General features: G+C 72.4%; 22 protein-coding genes. 11 read left to right on the plus strand and 11 right to left on the minus strand.

Annotated elements, in window-relative coordinates; all coding sequences use genetic code 11:
* Both Q9R08_RS13035 and Q9R08_RS13040 read right to left on the minus strand, forming a co-directional pair.
* Nucleotides 1–1,472: SMC family ATPase (locus Q9R08_RS13035; RefSeq protein ID WP_308868507.1), on the minus strand; the 1,472-nt coding region annotated here is incomplete at its 3' end.
* Nucleotides 1,469–2,629: an exonuclease SbcCD subunit D gene (locus Q9R08_RS13040; RefSeq protein ID WP_308868508.1), complete on the minus strand. Its 1,161-nt coding sequence runs from the start codon at nucleotides 2,627–2,629 to the stop codon at nucleotides 1,469–1,471. The genes Q9R08_RS13035 and Q9R08_RS13040, both read right to left, overlap by 4 nt.
* Before the next feature lie 106 nt (nucleotides 2,630–2,735).
* Here Q9R08_RS13040 and Q9R08_RS13045 point away from each other — a divergent pair, with 106 nt between their 5' ends.
* The 4 genes from Q9R08_RS13045 to Q9R08_RS13060 all read left to right on the plus strand — a co-directional run bounded on the left by Q9R08_RS13045 (nucleotide 2,736) and on the right by Q9R08_RS13060 (nucleotide 4,955).
* A complete protein-coding gene (locus Q9R08_RS13045; RefSeq protein WP_308868509.1) occupies nucleotides 2,736–3,209 on the plus strand; it encodes an 8-oxo-dGTP diphosphatase in 474 nt (157 codons plus the stop codon).
* Between the two features lie 123 nt (nucleotides 3,210–3,332).
* Nucleotides 3,333–3,893 carry a hypothetical protein gene (locus Q9R08_RS13050; RefSeq protein WP_308868510.1) on the plus strand — a complete coding sequence of 187 codons (561 nt, stop codon included), beginning with the start codon at nucleotides 3,333–3,335 and terminating at the stop codon, nucleotides 3,891–3,893.
* A 1-nt stretch (nucleotide 3,894) separates the two neighbouring features.
* Nucleotides 3,895–4,626, plus strand: coding sequence for an alpha/beta fold hydrolase (locus Q9R08_RS13055; protein ID WP_308868511.1), 732 nt, complete (start codon nucleotides 3,895–3,897; stop codon nucleotides 4,624–4,626).
* Nucleotides 4,627–4,736: 110 nt separating this feature from the next.
* Nucleotides 4,737–4,955: a hypothetical protein gene (locus tag Q9R08_RS13060; RefSeq protein ID WP_308868512.1), complete on the plus strand. Its 219-nt coding sequence runs from the start codon at nucleotides 4,737–4,739 to the stop codon at nucleotides 4,953–4,955.
* A 4-nt stretch (nucleotides 4,956–4,959) separates the two neighbouring features.
* Here Q9R08_RS13060 and Q9R08_RS13065 read toward each other — a convergent pair whose 3' ends face one another.
* The 4 genes from Q9R08_RS13065 to Q9R08_RS13080 all read right to left on the minus strand — a co-directional run bounded on the left by Q9R08_RS13065 (nucleotide 4,960) and on the right by Q9R08_RS13080 (nucleotide 6,692).
* Complete coding sequence (locus tag Q9R08_RS13065) at nucleotides 4,960–5,406, minus strand: DUF1622 domain-containing protein (RefSeq protein WP_308869092.1); 447 nt, start codon at nucleotides 5,404–5,406, stop codon at nucleotides 4,960–4,962.
* Nucleotides 5,407–5,461: 55 nt separating this feature from the next.
* Nucleotides 5,462–6,064, minus strand: coding sequence for a hypothetical protein (locus Q9R08_RS13070; protein ID WP_308868513.1), 603 nt, complete (start codon nucleotides 6,062–6,064; stop codon nucleotides 5,462–5,464).
* Nucleotides 6,064–6,303 carry a hypothetical protein gene (locus Q9R08_RS13075; RefSeq protein ID WP_308868514.1) on the minus strand — a complete coding sequence of 80 codons (240 nt, stop codon included), beginning with the start codon at nucleotides 6,301–6,303 and terminating at the stop codon, nucleotides 6,064–6,066. The genes Q9R08_RS13070 and Q9R08_RS13075 overlap by 1 nt, the downstream gene beginning before the upstream one ends.
* A 95-nt stretch (nucleotides 6,304–6,398) precedes the next feature.
* Nucleotides 6,399–6,692: a GNAT family N-acetyltransferase gene (locus Q9R08_RS13080; protein WP_308868515.1), complete on the minus strand. Its 294-nt coding sequence runs from the start codon at nucleotides 6,690–6,692 to the stop codon at nucleotides 6,399–6,401.
* Between the two features lie 560 nt (nucleotides 6,693–7,252).
* Between Q9R08_RS13080 and Q9R08_RS13085 the strand changes: the two genes are divergently transcribed.
* The 3 genes from Q9R08_RS13085 to Q9R08_RS13095 all read left to right on the plus strand — a co-directional run bounded on the left by Q9R08_RS13085 (nucleotide 7,253) and on the right by Q9R08_RS13095 (nucleotide 9,625).
* The gene (locus Q9R08_RS13085) at nucleotides 7,253–7,996 is read left to right on the plus strand and encodes a winged helix-turn-helix domain-containing protein (protein WP_308868516.1); all 744 of its coding nucleotides are present in this window, start codon (nucleotides 7,253–7,255) and stop codon (nucleotides 7,994–7,996) included.
* Between the two features lie 51 nt (nucleotides 7,997–8,047).
* Nucleotides 8,048–9,058: a DNA-3-methyladenine glycosylase family protein gene (locus Q9R08_RS13090; RefSeq protein ID WP_308868517.1), complete on the plus strand. Its 1,011-nt coding sequence runs from the start codon at nucleotides 8,048–8,050 to the stop codon at nucleotides 9,056–9,058.
* A gap of 150 nt (nucleotides 9,059–9,208) precedes the next feature.
* On the plus strand, nucleotides 9,209–9,625 hold the full coding sequence (locus Q9R08_RS13095; RefSeq protein ID WP_308868518.1) for a VOC family protein: 417 nt from the start codon (nucleotides 9,209–9,211) through the stop codon (nucleotides 9,623–9,625).
* Nucleotides 9,626–9,710: 85 nt separating this feature from the next.
* Here the strand turns inward: Q9R08_RS13095 and Q9R08_RS13100 are convergent, their stop codons facing one another.
* Nucleotides 9,711–10,628, minus strand: a complete 918-nt coding sequence (locus tag Q9R08_RS13100) for an aldo/keto reductase (RefSeq protein WP_308868519.1) — start codon at nucleotides 10,626–10,628, stop codon at nucleotides 9,711–9,713.
* Between the two features lie 96 nt (nucleotides 10,629–10,724).
* Between Q9R08_RS13100 and Q9R08_RS13105 the strand changes: the two genes are divergently transcribed.
* Nucleotides 10,725–10,949, plus strand: coding sequence for a hypothetical protein (locus Q9R08_RS13105; RefSeq protein WP_308868520.1), 225 nt, complete (start codon nucleotides 10,725–10,727; stop codon nucleotides 10,947–10,949).
* 78 nt (nucleotides 10,950–11,027) lie between these two features.
* A complete protein-coding gene (locus tag Q9R08_RS13110) occupies nucleotides 11,028–11,213 on the plus strand; it encodes a DUF1918 domain-containing protein (protein WP_308868521.1) in 186 nt (61 codons plus the stop codon).
* A gap of 35 nt (nucleotides 11,214–11,248) precedes the next feature.
* Here Q9R08_RS13110 and Q9R08_RS13115 read toward each other — a convergent pair whose 3' ends face one another.
* A complete protein-coding gene (locus Q9R08_RS13115) occupies nucleotides 11,249–13,402 on the minus strand; it encodes a S9 family peptidase (RefSeq protein WP_308868522.1) in 2,154 nt (717 codons plus the stop codon).
* 114 nt (nucleotides 13,403–13,516) lie between these two features.
* Here Q9R08_RS13115 and Q9R08_RS13120 point away from each other — a divergent pair, with 114 nt between their 5' ends.
* Both Q9R08_RS13120 and Q9R08_RS13125 read left to right on the plus strand, forming a co-directional pair.
* Entirely contained in the window at nucleotides 13,517–14,260 is a 744-nt protein-coding gene (locus Q9R08_RS13120; RefSeq protein WP_308868523.1) for an SDR family oxidoreductase, read from the plus strand.
* A 209-nt stretch (nucleotides 14,261–14,469) separates the two neighbouring features.
* Nucleotides 14,470–15,216, plus strand: coding sequence for an SDR family oxidoreductase (locus tag Q9R08_RS13125; RefSeq protein WP_308868524.1), 747 nt, complete (start codon nucleotides 14,470–14,472; stop codon nucleotides 15,214–15,216).
* Between the two features lie 108 nt (nucleotides 15,217–15,324).
* On the opposite strand, the gene Q9R08_RS13130 is transcribed toward Q9R08_RS13125, so the two are convergent.
* The 3 genes from Q9R08_RS13130 to Q9R08_RS13140 form a co-directional block, all read right to left on the minus strand.
* Nucleotides 15,325–16,158, minus strand: a complete 834-nt coding sequence (locus Q9R08_RS13130) for an aldo/keto reductase (RefSeq protein ID WP_308868525.1) — start codon at nucleotides 16,156–16,158, stop codon at nucleotides 15,325–15,327.
* A gap of 53 nt (nucleotides 16,159–16,211) precedes the next feature.
* Nucleotides 16,212–16,430 carry a hypothetical protein gene (locus Q9R08_RS13135; RefSeq protein WP_308868526.1) on the minus strand — a complete coding sequence of 73 codons (219 nt, stop codon included), beginning with the start codon at nucleotides 16,428–16,430 and terminating at the stop codon, nucleotides 16,212–16,214.
* Nucleotides 16,431–16,576: 146 nt separating this feature from the next.
* Complete coding sequence (locus Q9R08_RS13140; protein WP_308868527.1) at nucleotides 16,577–17,278, minus strand: M23 family metallopeptidase; 702 nt, start codon at nucleotides 17,276–17,278, stop codon at nucleotides 16,577–16,579.
* Nucleotides 17,279–17,285: the final 7 nt, after the last annotated feature.

Consider the following 17,285-nt stretch of genomic DNA (forward strand, 5'->3'; position numbering starts at 1 on the left):
GCTGCCGCCGCCGTCGCGGCCGCAGCGGCCGCATCTCGGTGGGCGATCTCGGCCTCGCGCTGGGCGGCGGCGAGCCGCTCCGCCTCCTCGGCGGCGGCGAGCCGGCTCTCCGTCTCGTCGCGTCGCACGCGCGCGGGGTCGCGCCGCGCCGCGGCTTCGCGCTCCGTCTCGAGCTCCGCCTCGAGGCGCGCGAGCTCGGCGGGCACCTGGGCGCGCTGCGCGTCGAGGGCGACGACGTCGGCTTCGAGGCGCGCCGCCTCGGTCGAGGCATCCCTGACCTGTGCCTCGCCCTCGGCGAGGGCGGCCTCATGCGTGAGCGCGGCGGTCCACACGGCAAGTTCCCCGGTGAGGCGCTCCACGAGCTCGGCGAGGTCGGCGGCGACCTCCTCGCCGCTTCCGGCGGCGACACGCTGCCACGCCGCCTCCGCCGCCGTGACGGCGGCTTCGCTCGCCGCGGCCGCGTCGTCCGCTGCGAGCGCGGCTTCGAGCGGCGCCCGCAGCACCTCGGCCGCGCGGGCATGCTGCAGCCGCCGACGGTCGATCGCGATCTGCGCGCCGGCATCCTCGAGCACCGTGAGGCGTTCGTGCGCTCGGGCGAGCTCCTGCTGGGCCTTGGCCAGGGCGACCAGCTCCGCGTGGGCGGCCTCGGCGGCCGCGCGAGCCTCGTCGGCACTCGACCGTTCACGCCGGAGCGTGTCGAGGCGGTACGCGGCACGCTGCTCTCCCAGCTCGACCGCGGCACGGCGGGCCACCAGGTCGACCGGCGCCGCCGCCTCGCCATGCTCCGCCGCGACCGGCTCCTGCGCCGCGATGAGGCGCTCGGCCTGGTCGAGCAGGGTGCGCGCCCGTTCGCCGAGCGCGTCGAGCTCGTGCTGCGCGGCCTTGCTGCGCTCCCCCAGCTCGCGCGCGTACTCCTCGTAGCGCCGGGTCCCGAAGAGCGCGCGCAGCAGCGACTGGCGTTCGGCGCCGGAGGCGAGCAGGAACCGCGAGAACCGGTTCTGCGCGAGCAGGATCACCTGCTGGAACTGCTGGGCGTTGAGGCCCAGCACCTCGTCGAGCAGCAGGCCGACGTCGCGGGGCTTGCCCGCCCGACCGATCCAGTCGCCGTCGACGAGCTCCTCCAGCTCGGCGCGGGTCGGCTCGGTGGTGAGTCCCCCGCCGCGGCGGGACGGACGCTGATACTCCGGGGCGCGGGTCACCCGCCAGCGACGGTCGCCGACGGTGAACTCGAGACGCACCTCTGTCGGATCCTCCGGCTCGCAGTGGTCGCTGCGCAGCCGCTTGTCGCCCGACTCGTAGCGGGGGACGCTGCCGTAGAGCGCGAAGCAGACGCCGTCGAGGATGCTCGACTTGCCGGCGCCGGTGCGGCCGGCGATGAGGAAGATGCCGTCGCGCTCGAACGCCTCGAAGTCGACGCTCTGCCGTTCACGGAACGGCCCGAAGCCGGTGAGCTCGAGATGATGCAGCCTCACGCCGTGGCCTCCACGCGGGTGCGCTCGTCGAGCAGCTCGCCGACGAGCTCGGCCTCACGCTCCGACGCACCCTCCCCGTCGCGGACGTGGGCGAGGAACGCGTCGACGAGTTCGGCCTCGTTGCGCGCGGTCCGCACGCGCTGGGCGTAGGTGCGCGCGTCGTCGGTGCGGGCTGCCGCGGGCGCATGGCGGACCTCGGCGCAGTGCGGGAACCGCGCGAGAAGCCGGCGCATCGGGTCGCGCTGCGGCAGCGGGTCGGTGTACTCGGCGCGCACCCAGTCCCGGGCGTGCCCGGCGAAGCGCTCGTCGGCGAGCAGCTCGTCGAGCGTCGCCGTCAGCGTCACGAGGGTGCGGGGCACCGGCAGCGGCAGCCACTGCACCGTGGCGCCGTCGGCGGCGAGACCGTCGGCGTCGAGCTCGATGAGCCACGACCCGCGGGGCTTGTGCCCCTCGTCGAAGCTGTAGTGCAGAGGTGCTCCGGCGTACCGGACGCGCGGCGAGAGCTGCTGGCGGCCGTGGATGTGGCCGAGCGCCATGTAGTCGACGCCGTCGAAGGTCGCCAGTGGCACGATGTCGAGCCCGCCCTGCTGGATGTCGCGCTCGAGGTGCGGTGTCGGTTCCACGCCGGCGGCGAAGCAGTGCGCCACGGCGATCGACCGGCCGCCGCGTTGTGCCGCGTCGGCGCGCACGAGGTCCATCGCGTGGGCCAGCACGTCGGCCTGGGTGCGCACCCCCGGCCAGACCGTGCGCAGCAGCACCGGCTCGAGATATGGGATGCCGTAGACGTGGACGGGTCCGTGCTCGTCCGTGAGGGTCACCGGCGTCCCCACGGTCGCGGGCTCGGTGATCACGTGCACTCCGTCGCGCAGCAGCGCGGACTGGAACCCCAGTCGTGCGGCCGAGTCGTGGTTGCCGCTCGTGACGATGACCGTCGCACCGGCGTCGGCCAGGCCGAGCAGCGTGTCGGAGAGAAGCGTGTAGGCGCCTGCCGCCGGGGTCGCGGAGTCGAACACATCGCCCGCGACGATCACGAGGTCGACGTCGTGCTCGCGCACCTGCTCGACGAGGGAATCGAGCACGCGACGCAGCGCATCGAGCGTGGCGTGGCCGTGGAACGACCGCCCGATGTGCCAGTCCGAAGTGTGCAGGATCCGCATGCTCACACGGTACGTTCGCCCCCTGACATCCGTGGCGAGGCAGGCCGCACGGCGGCGAACCGCAGCCTTCCCGGTCGCCCGCCCTACGGGCGCGTACTCTCGATCCGTGTCCTTGCCCGAGGTCTGCGTCGTCTATCTGCTGCGGCGCGGTCCGACGGGCGCCGAGGTGCTCCTGGGCGACAAGCGCACCGGGCTCGGCCAGGGCAGGATCGTCGGCATCGGCGGCAAGCTCGACCCGGGTGAGTCCGCCGAGGAGGCCGCCGTGCGAGAGGTCATGGAAGAGGTCGGCGTGCGGGTGACGGCATCCGATCTCCACCTCGCCGGGACGATCGACTACCACTTCCCGACCCGGCCGGCCTGGTCGCAGCGCTCGACGGTGTTCGTCTGCCGACGGTGGGTCGGCGTGCCCGTCGAGACCGACGAGATCACGCCGCGCTGGTACCCGCTCGACGCCGTGCCGTACCCGCGCATGTGGGACGACGCCTCGCGGTGGCTGCCGGGCGTGCTGCGCGGCGGTGCGGTCGACGCCCGCTTCACCTTCGGCGCCGACCTGTCGACCGTGGTACTGAGCGCGGAGTGAAGGCCCGCGGCCGCCCACTACTCGGCGCCGGAACGCAGCGCGGGACCGCCGCTGCGCGGAGTGCCCGGCTCCGGGTCGGCGGGGCGCCCACCCGCCGAGGCCCCGTTCGTCGTATCGTGAAACATGGCGCACAACGCAGACACCGCACCCCGATCCACCGTCGTGGCGCTCGTCGGTTCCGACAGCGACGAGCTGCTGACGGGCCTGGCCGACGTTCCCGCCCTGGTCGCGCTGTCACTGCGCGAGGCGGGGCCCGCCGTCGCGGCGCACCTGGTCGCCTCCGTGTCGACCCCCTACGTGGTGCACGATGCCGATCCGCTCGAGCACGTCGCCGCCGCATGGGTGGAGCTGTACGAGGAGCGCTGCACCCTCGGCTCGCTCGAGACCGAGGTCGACCTGCTGCTGTCGCTGTTCGACTCCGGCGAGGCCGTCATGCCGGACTACTACGTCGTCGCGGGGCCCGAGGCGATCGAGGGCACCTGGCGGCACTGGTGGCTGGGCGCCCTGGCTCACCACGCGCCGTCCCGCGTCCTGCCGGTCGAAGCCTCCGGCTCGGCGCTGCGGGCACGCCTGCGGTCGCTCCCGGCGTCACGGCCGTGGCCGGAGCCGTCGGCATGGCTCCCGCATGTGCACTTCGACATCCCCGACCGCGTCGGACTGCGCGATCAGCCGGGCACCGCCTGACGTGCCGAGAGTCGAGGAGTTCGCGCACGGCGGCGCGACCATCATCGCCGAGCGCCGGGGTCACGGCGAGCGCGTGTACCTGCTCGTCCACGGCATCGGCATGGGCCGCGCCGTCTTCGCCGACCTCGCCCGCCACCTGGGCGATGGCGAGGTCATCGCGCTGGATCTCCCGGGCTACGGGGAGGCTCCCGAGCCCGCACGCGTGCTCACCATCGAGCGCATGGCCGATCTCGTGGCCGCCTATCTCCGCGAGCGGGTCGGCGTTCCCGCGGTCGTGGTGGGGCATTCGATGGGCGCGCAGATCGCGCTCGAGGTCGCGGTGCGCCATCCCGCGGTCGCCGACCGCATCGTCCTGGTCGGGCCCACCGTGGATCCCTCGGCCCGCACCGCGCCGAGACAGCTGTGGCGGCTGCTCCGCGACATCGCGGTCGAGAGTCCCCGCGTGATCGCTCTCGGCGCGCGCGAGTACGTGCACGCGGGCCCGCGGATCCGTGCGAAGTTCCGCGCCATGCTGACTCACCGTCCCGAGGACGTCCTCTCCCGCGCGCACGTGCCGGCGCTGGTGCTGCGCGGCGAGGACGACCTGGTGGCTCCGCAGGAGTGGTGCGCCCGGGTCGCCGAGAGCCTCCCCGACGGGCGCCTGGCGGAGGTGCCCGACCACGGTCACGAGACGATGATCCGGGATGCCGCGCCCGCCGCGCGCCTCATCCGGACGTTCGCCGGAGAGGCCTGAGTCCGGTCGCCGGACCGCCGCACTGCGACGGATTCCTGCCATCCGGCCGCGACGCGGCAATGTCGGAGCCCCCGCGTAGGTTCACTCTGTCGGAACCAACGGAGGAAACCATGTTCGCTGTATACGCCGCCGAACAGCAGTACCGCCACGACACCTGGACGAGGGAACGCGAGCACGCGCTCCTGGCGTCGATTCGCGAGCGGAAGCTGACCGCCACGCACCGGATGCCGTCGATCCCCGTCGTCGCGCGCCCCGCGCGCGTCGCGTGGCCGAGGCCGATCGGACTGCACACGGCCGAAGAGTGCACCACCGTGTGCGCGGTCGCCTAGCTCGTCAGCCGGCGCGCGGGTCCGGAGTCGCGGACCCGCGAGCGGCTGACGCCTGCTGCTCCGCCGTGCGGTCGCGTGCGACGGCATCCCCGATCATCTGACCGCCGCTGCGCAGCAGAGCGCGACGCCACGGAAGCGTGCCCTCGATCTCGATCTGGATCGACATGGACAGGATCGTGCGGATGAGGACGATGAGCCCCAGGATCGCGGCATCCTCGAGTGACGGCTTCGAGGTGATGGTGCGGATCAGGTCGGCAGCGACCAGCACCTCGAGCCCCAGCAGGATCGCGGCCCCGAGCGTGGTGCGCAACACCGTGAACGCGGCCTGTCCGCCCTCGTGCCGCGCGAGCGAGCGGGCGCCGAGCACGAGCGCGACCGCGAATCCGATGATCATCGCGGCGGCGCCGACCGCCTCGAACCCGACGGCGACGGCGGTGAACAACGCCTCCATCTGCACGCGCCCAGCCTAGGGCCGGGCGGTGCACGATGAGTCGCGGATCGCGGTCTCAGCCCGACGTGGCGCGTCCCGGCTCCGCCGGGCTGTCGGCATCCCCGGTGGACAACTGGCGCGCGAGCTCCTGGATGTCGTTGTCGGGAAGGTCCACCCCCGACTGGCTGAGGCGCTGGCGCAGCACCTCAGCGATCCTCTCCATCGGCTCGGTGCCGAGGTCGGAGCGCGTCTGCGCGACGATGCCCGCGACCTTGTCGACGTCGGAGGCGTTGTTCTGCGACATGGCCGGCAGACGCTGCTCCTGCTCGGTGCCGAGGCCCCCGGGGGTCTGCTGGGCCTGGCTGGCCGTCAACGTGTCGCGGCCCTCGTCGTGGCCGTGGTGGTCCTCGCCGTCCATGACGCCGATGCCCACTGCCTCGTGGCTCGGCTCGGCGGCCGGCGCGGCCGGGGGTTCGGCGCTCTGCTCGCTCGGCGGCGCTTCGTTCGCCGCGGGAGCGTCGCCCGCGTCGTGCGCCGGCTCGCTCATGGTGGGCGGCGCGGCGGGCGCCTCGTCGCGGACGGGCTCACCCGCACCGGGAGTGCCCTGCGCCCCGTCGGCGTCCCCGCGGTCGGGATAGTTCACGCCCGTCTGCTCGTACTCGTTGCCCGTCGTGCTCATCACGGCTCCTCGCCCTCGGTCGTGTCTGCCACCAGATCGGGATCGGCCCCCTGTCGGGCCGCCTCCCCCTCGACCGGGTCGTCGGGCTGCAGTGCGGCATCCGTCAGCAGGTCGGCTTCCGTCACCGCGGCGCTGCGCTCGCGCGACTCGCCGTGGCCCACTTCGTCCCAGCCGCCCCCGGGGTCGGCGTTGATCACACCCTCGGGCAGATCGTTCTGCGTAGACCGATCACGTTCCATCGGGTACTCCTCTCGTCCATCCCCAGCCTCCGTCACGGCGGAGCACGACGACATGGGCTTGACAAGAGGATCCGCCGCAGTCGGCGACCCCGCCGCTACGAACGCTGATTCAGGATGCCGCGGCGCGAGGGGTTCGCCTCGAACCAGTCCGCGACGTACCAGCACACCGGGACGACCTTCCGGTCGCCGCTCTGCTCGAGCTCCTCGATCGCCCGCTCGACCAGCGCGCCGGCGTAGCCGTGGCCGCGGAACGTCGGCACGGTGTAGGCGCGCGTCATGGCGACGGTACGGCCGTCGTCGCGGTAGTCGAGCACGCTGACCAGGTCGTCGCCGCGGTGCAGCGTGTACCTCGAGGCGTCCGTCTCTTTCTGGAAACGCAGCTCATTCACCCGCACAGGCTACGCCCGGCGGGGGCCGGCGGGACGCATCTCGACCCACGTTCCGGCGATCGCTCAGCGTGCACGCAGAAAGTGTCCGGCGGCCATCTTCCTCGAGCGGGGCCGACGCGACAGCACCGCCGCCATGGGGATTGAGCAATCTGTCACATTCCGAAACGATCGGGGCTCGGCATGCGTGCGATTTGACGTATTCCGACAAAGTCGGTCATAATCGGCCACATGACTGACAACGCGCTGTATCTGTCCGCCCGGGAGGCGAACAGGACTGCCGGCATGATGATGGCCGGTCGCGTTGCCATGTGTTGTCGAATGTGCCACTAGCACGGTGACCCCCGTCGGACTCCTCCTCCGCTTCTGAAAACGGATCGCACGGAGTCCCCCGAAGCACCGGTTTCGTGCGTCGATCACGCGCACCCGGATCCGCTTCGCACACCGCCCAACGTCGGGCACCGGCCTCCACAGGCCGACGGCCTCATCGCCTCCGACGATCCGGGCCGCAGCACATCCAACCCGGTTCCGCTCTCCGGGTTCCTCCCGCAAGGACCATCATCATGTCGACCACCGCTCTCCTCGACCGTCCCACCACCGCTCCCGTCCGCCACCTCCGCGCCGTGAACACGCCGGCCGCGGTCGAGGCGCCCGCCGCGCCGGCGGCCGACGCCCCGCAGGCCTCGCGCGCTCTTCCCGCCGGCACCGCACCGCGAGGCTTCGCCCTCTACGTCGGCCTCGACGAGGCCAAGGCCGCCGCGTCCGGCGTCAGCCTCGGCGTGATCGTCGACGCGCTGCGGCGCACGATCGCCGAGCTCGCGCCCTCCGCCGAGACCTACGCCACCGTCGCCCTCGCGCCGGTCGGAGCCGGCGGCCGCGACGTCGACGTCGTGCGCCTCGCCCTCCACGAGCCCTCTGCGGTCGCCCGCACCAAGCAGGAAGAGCCCGAGGACGAAGACCCGTCGACCGGCGGGGTGGTCGTCGACATCTCGCGCAAGCGCGTGCTCATCGACGGCGAGTCCGCGGCCTTCACCTTCAAGGAGTTCGAGCTGCTGCAGTACCTCGTGCTCCGCGAGGGCCGCACGATCGAGCGCACCGAGCTGGTCACCTCGCTCTGGCAGGGCACGACCGACGACGACGCTCCCGGCGAGCGCACCATCGACGTGCACGTGCGGCGCCTGCGCGCCAAGCTCGGCCGCTACGAGGACATCGTGCGCACCGTGCGCGGTGTCGGCTACCGGTTCGACCGCCACGCCGACGTCGTCATCCGCTACGGTCACGGCACCCCGTCGCCCGACCGCTTCTGAGCGCCGAGCCCTCGGCACGGATGTCGGAGGCCGGGGCGTAGGGTGGGCGGCATGACCACCTCGCTCTCGCGCATTCCTCGGGCGAGGGATGCCGAGCGCTTCGGTCAGCGAGCCGCCGCGGCCCGCGACCCGCGCCCGGACCCGGGCCGGCCACTCGAGACGGAGTACCGGCCGCGGCATCCCCTCGATCTTCGCCGCACCGTGCTGTACCAGCGGCGCGGTGCCGGCGATCCGACGATGACGGTCTCGGGATCGGTCATCTGGCGCGTGAGCCGCACGCCGGCGGGTATCGCCACCCTCGCGATCCGCGAGACCCATCCCGGCGTGATCCGCGGCGCCGCGTGGGGACCCGGTCGCGAATGGGCGCTCTCGCAGCTGCCCGCCCTGTGCGGCGCAGACGACGACGCGGCGGACTTCGATGCGAGCCGGCATCCGCTCATCGCCGACGCGCACCACCGCAACCCCGGCCTCCGCCTGTCGCGCACGGGTCTCGTGTTCGATGCGCTCGTGGGCGCGATCTTCGAGCAGAAGGTCACGGGCATGCAGGCCTTCGCCGCCTGGCGGCGCGTTGTGACGTGGTGCGGCGAACGCGCGCCCGGCCCCACACCGGCACCGATGTTCGCGCCGCCGACCGTCGACGGCTGGCAGCACGTCCCCTCGTGGGTCTGGCATCGCGCCGGGCTCGAGCCGCCTCAGTCCCAGACGATCGTGCGAGCGGCTCGCCGTGGCGATGCGATCGTGCGCACCGTGCTCGCCGCCGACGACGGCGAGGCCGTCGATCGTGTGCTCGTCAGCCAGCACGGCGTCGGCCCCTGGACCTCGGCCGAGACCCGCATCCGCGCGCTCGGCGACCCCGACGCCGTGAGCGTCGGCGACTACCACCTCGCCCACGAGGTCGGCTTCGCCCTCACCGGACACCGCGTCGACGACGACGGGATGCTGCGGCTCCTCGCCGCCTGGCCCGGTCAGCGCCAGCGCGTGATCCGGCTGATCGGCGCGAGCGGCGTGCGCGAGCCTCGCCGCGGACCGCGCCTGCACCCCCAGGACCACCGCGCCCGCTGACCGGCGCGTCGGCGGCCTGAGCGTGGCCGGGTGCTCACCGTCGCTGCGCGAGCCGCGCCGCGGGTCCTTGTGGATGTCGGAGGCCACGGCCACACTGGGACGCGCCACGCGGCCGGGCGCGGCATCCACCATCCACTTCAGGAGTTCGACATGCCCAGCCTCAACCCGTATCTGTCCTTCCGCAACGAAGCCCGCGAGGCCATGACCTTCTACCAATCCGTGTTCGGCGGCGACCTCGACATCTCGACGTTCGGCCAGTTCGAGGGCATGGTGCAGGACCCCGCCGAGAACGACCTCGTGATGCACGCGCAGCTCACCAGCCCCGACGGGTTCGTCCTCATGGGCGCCGACACGCCCACCGGCATGCCCTACGAGAAGCCCGCCGGCATCTCCGTATCGGTGAGCGGTGACGACGAGGCCGCGCTGCAGCGATTCTGGGACAAGCTCGCCGACGGGGGAACCATCACGATGCCCTACGACACACCGCCGTGGGGCGGCCGGTTCGGCATGCTCACCGACCGCTACGGCATCGACTGGATGATCGCGGTCAACGCGCAGCAGTCCTGAGCGGACGACCGGACCCCGGCGCGCCGCCGGGGTCCGGTCTCAGGTTGCAGCGCCGCCCTCCCACGGGCGGGAGCGGGCGGCGGCGTCAGGCGTAGGCGCTGTCGTCGATGGTCGACGGCGCGGGCCCGAGCGAGTCGAGTTCGGTCCACAGATCGTCGGGCACGGGCGTCGCGGCGAGCTCGTCGAGTTGCGTGAGGCGGTGCGCCGACGACAGCCCCACCACGGTCGAGTCGACCAGGGGCGACCGCAGGGAGTAGTGCAGCGCCACGGCAGGCAGGCTCACGCCGAACGACACGCAGACGCGTTCCAGTCGCGAGACCCACTCCTGCAGCTCGGGCGTCGCGGGCCGGTAGCCGTACATCGCGCCCTCGCGCGGGCCGGTGGCGAGGATGCCGGCACCGAAGGGCGCCGCGTTGAACACCGTCATCCCCCGCTCGTGCGCGTCCGCGAACACCGGCGCAGCGGAGCTGTCGACGACCGTGAAGCGATTGTGCACGAGCACCGCATCGAAGACGCCGGTGCCGACGTAGCGGGCCATGAGGCCGACGGGCCCGGCGGCGACGCCGATGGCGTCGACCCGGCCCGACTCGCGCAACTCGATGAGTCCCTCCACCGCGCCGCCCTGCGCCATCGCCTCGTCGAACGTCGCTGTATACGGGTCGTGGAGGTGCAGGAGCGGAAGGCGGTCGACGCCCAGGCGGGCCACGGTCTCGTCGAACGAGCGCAGCACCCGTTCCCGATCGAACGCGCCCGTCTCGGGATCGCAGTCGACCTTCGAGATGACGCGGGTCGCGGCATCCGGCCCGATGCGGACGATCGCGAGGCCGAGCACCGCCTCCGAGCGTCCGCCCGCGTAGTTGTTCGAGGTGTCGAGGAACGCGTGCGTGCTCGCGAAGAGCTGCTCCGCGAAAGCGACGGCGCTCTCCTCCTCGGGTGAGCCCGGGACGGTGTCGCGTCCGAGGCCGGAGGTGCCGAGGGTGAGCGGGCTGACGTTCAGGGTCATGGCATCCGTTCCGTGTACGTGGTCGTCGACGTCCAACCTACCGAGAGCATGACGGTCGAAGCGCCCGTGTCGCCTGTCGGGCCCTAGGCTTTCGACATGACCACGACACGCAAGGGCTGGACGCGCGGGCACTCGGGCTGGGCGCTCGGGACGGCGCTGCTGTTCACGCTGGGGATCGTCTTCGGACTGATCTGGGGCAGCGTCCTGCTGGGCGTCGTTCTCGCCGCCGCGGTGTCGATCGGCTGGCTCATGGCCTACGAGTCGTGGCGCGGGCGCAGCGTCGGGCTCGAGAACCGCGACGACGACGGCGCACAGCTCTAGCGCGACCGCGCGGCGTCGCCGACGCCCCTACCCCTCGTGCCCGCGGCGTCGTATCGTGAGCGCCAGGAGGTGGTCCGCATGCAGGCGAGCGTCGGCGACCGCGTGGTGATCCACGGTCGCGTCGTAGGAGCGGCGGAGCGCGCCGGCGAGGTCATCGAGGTCCGAGGCGGCGGCGAGAGTCCGCTGCTGGTCGTGCGCTTCGACGACGGCCACGAGGCGATCCTGTCGCCGGGAAGCGACTGCGAAGTCCGGCACGCGTCCTGAGTCGCGCGCCGGACTCCGTCAGTCGACGGCGAGGTTCAGCCGAGCAGTTGGGGTCGCTGGAACTCCTCGCCCCGCACATGCTCGGCGAGGAAGGCGAACACGGTCTCGTACCAGATCACGGCGTGCTGGGGCTTGAGCACCCAGTGGTTCTCGTCGGGGAAGTACAGGAAGCGGTGCGGCATCCGACCGTCCGCGTCGGCGTGGTGCTCGGCCAGCTCCGACCACAGCCGCAGCCCCTCGCCGATCGGCACGCGGTAGTCCTTGTCTCCGTGCACGACGAGGAGCGGCGTGCGGACGTCGCGCACGAACCGGTGCGGTGAGTGCTCGACCATCGCCTCGGGCGTGAAGATCCGCTGCCAGTACTCGGAGCTGTCGGTGGTGCCGGCGAACTGATCGAGCGCCCACAGGCTGGCGTGCGTCACGATCGCGCGGAAGCGGTCGGTGTGACCGGCGACCCAGTTGGCCATGTAGCCGCCGAACGAGCCGCCCATCGCTGCCGTACGGGTCTGGTCGATGTCGTCGCGAGCCTCGACGGCGTCGGTGATCGCGAGAAGGTCGGTGTAGGGCTTGTGGCCCCAGCTGTTCCAGCCGCGAGCGATGAAATCGAGGCCGTAGCCGGTCGACAGCGCCGGGTCGGGGAGCAGCACCGCGTAGCCTCGCGCCACCGCGAGCAGTGGCGCCCAGCGCCAGCTCCAGGCGTTCCAGCTGTTGAGCGGACCGCCGTGGATCCACAGCAGCAGCGGCGCCGGCGCCTCGGCCGATGCGCCGTCGGGCAGCAGCAGCCAGCCGCGCACGCGAGCGCCGTCCTCGGCCGTGGTGTCGACCTCGGTGATCGAGCCCGGTGCGCGAGGAGTCGTCGCCGGCGTGGCGAGCGCGATGACCGTGCCGTCGCCCGAGATGCGGACCGGATGCGGCGGCACGACCCAGGAGGAGCGCAGGGCGACGAGGTCGCCCGTGCCGCGATCGACGAGCACGTTGGAGTACGCGAAGTCGTCGTCGGTGAGCCGCTCGGGCGCACCGCCGTCGAGCGGGAGGCGGAACACCGGTCCGCGGCCGTCGTCGTCCGCGGTGGCGATGAGGGCGGAGTCGTCGGCGGCGAACGCGAACGACGACGCCCAGCGGTCCCAGTCGGCGGCGATGCGGCGGGCGCCGGAGCCGTCGATGTCTGCGACCCACACCTCGTAGTCCGTCGGGGCGACCGGACTGCTCTTGACCGTGCGGAGATAGGCGATGAGCGTGCCGTCGTGGCTGACGGCGGGCATCTCGTAGTCGACGTCGACCTCGTCGAACAGCGTCGTGCGCTCGCCCGTCGCCGTGTCGATGGCGACGATCACGCGCCGGCCGGCGCGCTGCTCGCGATGCTCGATCGACGCGATCAGGGTGGTGCCGTCCGGGGTGAGGGCCGCCTCCGCGTGGTCGGCCGAGCGCCCGGGCTTCGGCGTGAGGTCGCGCGGGCGGGGCAGCGTGGCGGGGTACGGCTTCTCCTCCGCGGAGGATGCCGAAGCGTCGGCGCCGGGGACGGCATCCTTCACCGCCTCGGCGGCCTGCTCCTGTTCCGCCGCGGCCTCCGCGACCTCGGCGGCGATGGTGTCTTCGAGCGCGTCGACGTCGATCGAGAGCAGGTGCGGCTCCGCGGGGCCGAGGTCGTGATCCCAGAAGCGCACGGGATAGGTGTCGTGCAGGATGGCCGACACCTTCTTCTCCTTGCGCCTGCCGCGCAGGGAGGCCTCGCTCTCGAGCGTGTCGGCCCCCGGAAGGAGGGACGCCGAGATCACGAGGCGGTCGGACGCCTCGGCCGTCGCGGCGATGCCGTCGACGCCGCCGGCGAGCCGCGTCACGGGACGCGCTTCGCCGCCGGCCGCCGGCAGCAGCCACAGCTGACCGGACTCGTCGTCGGCGTCGCCTTCGGAGTCGGGACGCGCGGACACGAACAGGATGTCGCCGCTCGCGGTGAACGCGGCGCCCGCCTCGCCCTTGGCCGATCGCGTCAGCCGTCGGGGCGCGCCCCCACCGTCCGCCGGCACAGCCCAGAGCGCGCGCTCATAGCCCGTGCCGTCCTTCTTGAGCGCCGCCACGGTGAGCACGGCGGTCTGCCCGTCGGGAGAGAGGGCGAGGGCCTCGACGCGAGGGAGCGCGATGTAGTCGGCCAGCGAATCGAAGGGAGTGGAGTCGGTGGGGGTCGTCGCCATGGCTCCACGCTAACCGACCCCCATCAGGCGAAGGAACGCCTCCGTCGCGCCTGCGGGATGAGGCGGTCGAGAGTGCGCATGATGGAGACATCGGTCGCCGGGAGGAGTGAGGTCATGAGAGTCGCGGTCGCGGGAGGCACGGGTGTCGTCGGAAGCCGGGTCGTCGAGGCGTTGCGAGCGGACGGGCACGACGCCGTCGCGCTGAGTCGGCGCACCGGGGTCGACCTCTCCACCGGAGACGGTCTCGATGCCGCCGTCGCGGGCGTCGACGCGGTCGTCGACACCTCGAACGTGTCGACGCTGTCGGCCGACGCCGCGATCCGCTTCTTCCAGACCGCGACCGGCAACCTCGTGTCGGCCTCCGCGCGGGCCGGCGTCCCTCACCTCGTGCTGCTCTCCATCGTCGGGATAGATCGGATGGCGCACGACTACTACGCCGGCAAGCTCGCGCAGGAGCGTGTGGTCGAGGCGTCCCAGGTGCCGTGGACCATCCTGCGGGCGACCCAGTTCCACGAGTTCGCAGGGCAGCTGTTCGACCGCGCCAAACTCGGGCCCCTGCACCTCGCCCCGCGGGCGCGCGTGCAGCCGATCGCAGCACGGGACGTCGGGGCGCGTCTTGCCGCGCTCGCGACCGGCGCACCGCAGGGCCGCACCGCGGATCTCGCCGGGCCGCGCGAGGAGGCCATGGATCAGATGGTGAAGGCGTACGCGCGGCGCACAGGCCATCGTGGATGGGTCCCTTCGGTGAGCCTGCCGGGAGCGCAGATGAAGGCGATGCGCGCCGGCCTCGCCCTGCCGGGGAGCGACGCGGTGCTGACGACGCAGACCTTCGCGGACTGGTTGAGCGATCTGAACTGACGCGCGGGTATCTGCGGACCCTCTCGACCCCTCTGCCCGATCGGACGCGGTGCGCTCGTCGTGCTGCCGCCGTGAGCGGCTCGGGCGCGTACTCTCCCCCGAGCGGACCCGGGCCGCTCGTACCCCTCTCTCGAATCTGCCGGGTGCGGCGGATACCCTGGGTGTGAGTCGGCTCCGGGGCGCCGTGCCACACATGCGCAGGAGGATCCGTGAGACTCGCCATCGCCGGCGGCACTGGGATGACGGGCGAGCACGTCGCCGCGATCGCCCGCGGGCGCGGCCACGACGTCGTCCTCCTGTCGCGGCGCACCGGGGTGGAGCTGCTGAGCGGCGCCGGTCTGGCGGGTGCGCTCGAGGGGATCGACGCGCTGATCGATGTCACGAACGTGGTGACGGCGAAGCCCGACGTGTCGGTGATGTTCTTCGCCGGGGCGACCAAGAACCTCCTCGCCGCGGAGCGCGCGGCCGGCGTGCCGCATCACCTCGTGCTGACCATCGTCGGCGCCGAGGCGGCGCCCGACGGCTATTACGCCGGCAAGCTCGCGCAGGAGCGACTGGTGGCCGGCGGCGTCGTTCCCTGGACCATCCTGCGCACCACGCAGTTCCACGAATACGCCGCGATGATGTTCCACCGCACCCACGCCGGCGCCCACGTCGCCTCGACCGGGCGCATCCAGCCTGTGGCCGTCCGGGAGGTGGCGGAGCACCTCGTCGACCTCGCCGAACGCGGCCCGGCAGGACGGACGACCGACCTCGGGGGCCCGCGCGAGGAGAGCCTCGCCGACATGGTGCATCGCTACGCGCACGCAATCGGCTATCGCGCGCCGTTGCCGGTCGTGAACACACCGGGCACGCTCGGCCGGGCCTTCCGGTCGGGTGCGCTCCTGCCCGGCGCCGATGCCCTCCGCGGCACGCAGACCTTCAGCGAGTGGCTCGACGCCCTCCCCGACGCCTGAACGGTCGCACACGCCCCCACCTGGAATCGCGAAAGGGCATGTTCCGTCGCGTCCGCGTGCGGAGACATACCCCTTTCGCGATTCCTGCCGGGCCGTCGGATGCCGCGGCTACATCTCCTCGTGCGTGAGGGGATCGCCGTCCCAGAGGCGTCCGCGCTCGAGCGCGCTGATCGCGGCGACCTGGTCTTCGGTGAGCGTGAACCCGAACACGTCGGCGTTCTCGCGCTGGCGGTCGGGGTCGGCGGACTTCGGGATCGGCGTGCTGCCCAGCTGCGTGTGCCAGCGCAGCACGACCTGCGTCGGCGTCACGTCGTGGACGGTGGCGAGCTCGTGGATGAGCTGCTCGGTCAGCAGCTCGCTGCGGCGCGCGAGCGGGCTCCAGCTCTCGGTGCGAATGCCGTGCGTCCGGTGGAACGCGCGCAGCGCCTCCTGCGGGAAGTACGGATGCAGCTCCACCTGGTTCACGGCGGGCGCGACGCCGGTCTCTTCGATGAGCTCGGTGAGCTGGTCCTCTGTGAAGTTCGAGACGCCGATCGACCGCACGAGACCCAGGTCGCGGGCCTCGATCATGCCGCGCCACGTCTCGACGTACCGGCCGACGCTGGGGTTGGGCCAGTGGATCAGGTGCAGATCGATGCGGTCGAGGCCCAGCACGTCGAGGGATCCCTTGATGCTGTCGATGGCCTCCTGGCGGCCGTGGTGGCGCCCCGGGATCTTCGAGGTGACGAGGAGCTTGTCGCGATCCACTCCGCTGCGGCGAACGGCCTCGCCCACTTCGCCCTCGTTCTCGTAGTTGACGGCGGTATCGAGCAGGCGGTAGCCGGAGTCGATCGCCGCGACCATCGCCTCGATCCCCTCCTCGCCGCGCAGATTGTAGGTGCCCAGGCCCAGCTCGGGGAACCAGGCGCCGTCGTTGAGGATCACGGTGGGGATCGCGTTCATTCCTCCATCCTGGCCCTGTTCCGCCGCGCGCGCGTCGTCGCGCGCACCCGGCCTCACGGGCGATCGTCGACGTCGAGGGTGCCCTCGGTCGCGGCCCGCTCGTCTGCGGCGGCGCTGTCGAGCTGGTCGTCGTCCAGGTCGGGATCGAGCGGCCGGTCGTCGTCGCCGTCGAGGATCGGGTCGAGGATGCCGTCGGAGTCGTCGGCGGTGTCGTCCCGCATCGGGTCGTCGTCGTCGCCGATCGGTCCGGGGTAGGGGTTCTGGGTGGTCATGGCGTTCTCCCTTCGCTTGCCTTGAAAGTACGGCGGCACGCGTGCCGGCGGAGGGGGCTTGCGGCGGGAAGCGGGAGGCGGTAGCGCCATGTGCCGAGAAGCGGGAGGCGGTAGCGCCATGGGCCGGGAAGCGGGAGGCGGTAGCGCTATGAGCCGGAGCCGGCCTCCACCGAGCGGATCCGCTCGCGGGAGCCCGGGATCCCGCGTTCGACGCGTCGCCAGGAGCCGTCGTCCGCGCGCGCGTCGTAGGCGGCGAACGCGCACGGGATCCCCTTGGCGCTCATGAGGTCGGCGGAGTCCATCAGCTGGAAATGCAGATGCGGCGATGTCGAGTTGCCGGTGTGGCCGACGTTGCCGATGACGTCGCCCGTGGCGACGCGGTCGCCGACGCCCACGCGCACGGTGCCGGGGCGGAGGTGCGCGAAGCCCGCGTAGACGTCTCCGGCGCGAAGGATCACATGGTTGCCGAGGATCGCCGGGATCCTGTCGGGACGGAATGTGATGCCGTTCCACACCATCCGCGCCGCCTCGCGGAACGGATTGATCCACCGGCGCTCGGCGACGCCGTCGGATGCCGCCACCACCTCCGCGTCGAACGGCGCGTGGATCTGCGCGTTCCACGCGTAGCACTCGTCGGTGCGTCCGCCGACGGTGGAGGCGGTGAAGGTCGACGCGGGATGCACGTGAACGCCCGGCCGGTCGTCGACGCGCACGAAATCGAAGGCGAAGCGCTGCCCGAGGATGTCGACGCCGTGGCTCGGGATGCGGGCGGCGGGGGTCGTGACGGCCATCCAGCCCTCTCCGCGGAGCGGGAACTCCACCACCACCGGATCGTCCAGTTCGCCCACGGTCGTC

Source organism: Microbacterium psychrotolerans (assembly GCF_031085295.1).
Lineage (GTDB): Bacteria > Actinomycetota > Actinomycetes > Actinomycetales > Microbacteriaceae > Microbacterium > Microbacterium psychrotolerans.

Excerpts from the sequence above, each read along its gene's own strand:
- Q9R08_RS13040 (WP_308868508.1), bottom strand. The coding sequence starts at position 2,629 with ATGCGGATCCTGCACACTTCGGACTGGCACATCGGGCGGTCGTTCCAC.
- Q9R08_RS13050 (WP_308868510.1), top strand. The coding sequence starts at position 3,333 with ATGGCGCACAACGCAGACACCGCACCCCGATCCACCGTCGTGGCGCTC.
- Q9R08_RS13060 (WP_308868512.1), top strand. The coding sequence starts at position 4,737 with ATGTTCGCTGTATACGCCGCCGAACAGCAGTACCGCCACGACACCTGG.
- Q9R08_RS13065 (WP_308869092.1), bottom strand. The coding sequence starts at position 5,406 with ATGGAGGCGTTGTTCACCGCCGTCGCCGTCGGGTTCGAGGCGGTCGGC.
- Q9R08_RS13070 (WP_308868513.1), bottom strand. The coding sequence starts at position 6,064 with ATGAGCACGACGGGCAACGAGTACGAGCAGACGGGCGTGAACTATCCC.
- Q9R08_RS13075 (WP_308868514.1), bottom strand. The coding sequence starts at position 6,303 with ATGGAACGTGATCGGTCTACGCAGAACGATCTGCCCGAGGGTGTGATC.
- Q9R08_RS13085 (WP_308868516.1), top strand. The coding sequence starts at position 7,253 with ATGTCGACCACCGCTCTCCTCGACCGTCCCACCACCGCTCCCGTCCGC.
- Q9R08_RS13090 (WP_308868517.1), top strand. The coding sequence starts at position 8,048 with ATGACCACCTCGCTCTCGCGCATTCCTCGGGCGAGGGATGCCGAGCGC.
- Q9R08_RS13095 (WP_308868518.1), top strand. The coding sequence starts at position 9,209 with ATGCCCAGCCTCAACCCGTATCTGTCCTTCCGCAACGAAGCCCGCGAG.
- Q9R08_RS13100 (WP_308868519.1), bottom strand. The coding sequence starts at position 10,628 with ATGACCCTGAACGTCAGCCCGCTCACCCTCGGCACCTCCGGCCTCGGA.
- Q9R08_RS13105 (WP_308868520.1), top strand. The coding sequence starts at position 10,725 with ATGACCACGACACGCAAGGGCTGGACGCGCGGGCACTCGGGCTGGGCG.
- Q9R08_RS13110 (WP_308868521.1), top strand. The coding sequence starts at position 11,028 with ATGCAGGCGAGCGTCGGCGACCGCGTGGTGATCCACGGTCGCGTCGTA.
- Q9R08_RS13115 (WP_308868522.1), bottom strand. The coding sequence starts at position 13,402 with ATGGCGACGACCCCCACCGACTCCACTCCCTTCGATTCGCTGGCCGAC.
- Q9R08_RS13120 (WP_308868523.1), top strand. The coding sequence starts at position 13,517 with ATGAGAGTCGCGGTCGCGGGAGGCACGGGTGTCGTCGGAAGCCGGGTC.
- Q9R08_RS13130 (WP_308868525.1), bottom strand. The coding sequence starts at position 16,158 with ATGAACGCGATCCCCACCGTGATCCTCAACGACGGCGCCTGGTTCCCC.
- Q9R08_RS13135 (WP_308868526.1), bottom strand. The coding sequence starts at position 16,430 with ATGACCACCCAGAACCCCTACCCCGGACCGATCGGCGACGACGACGAC.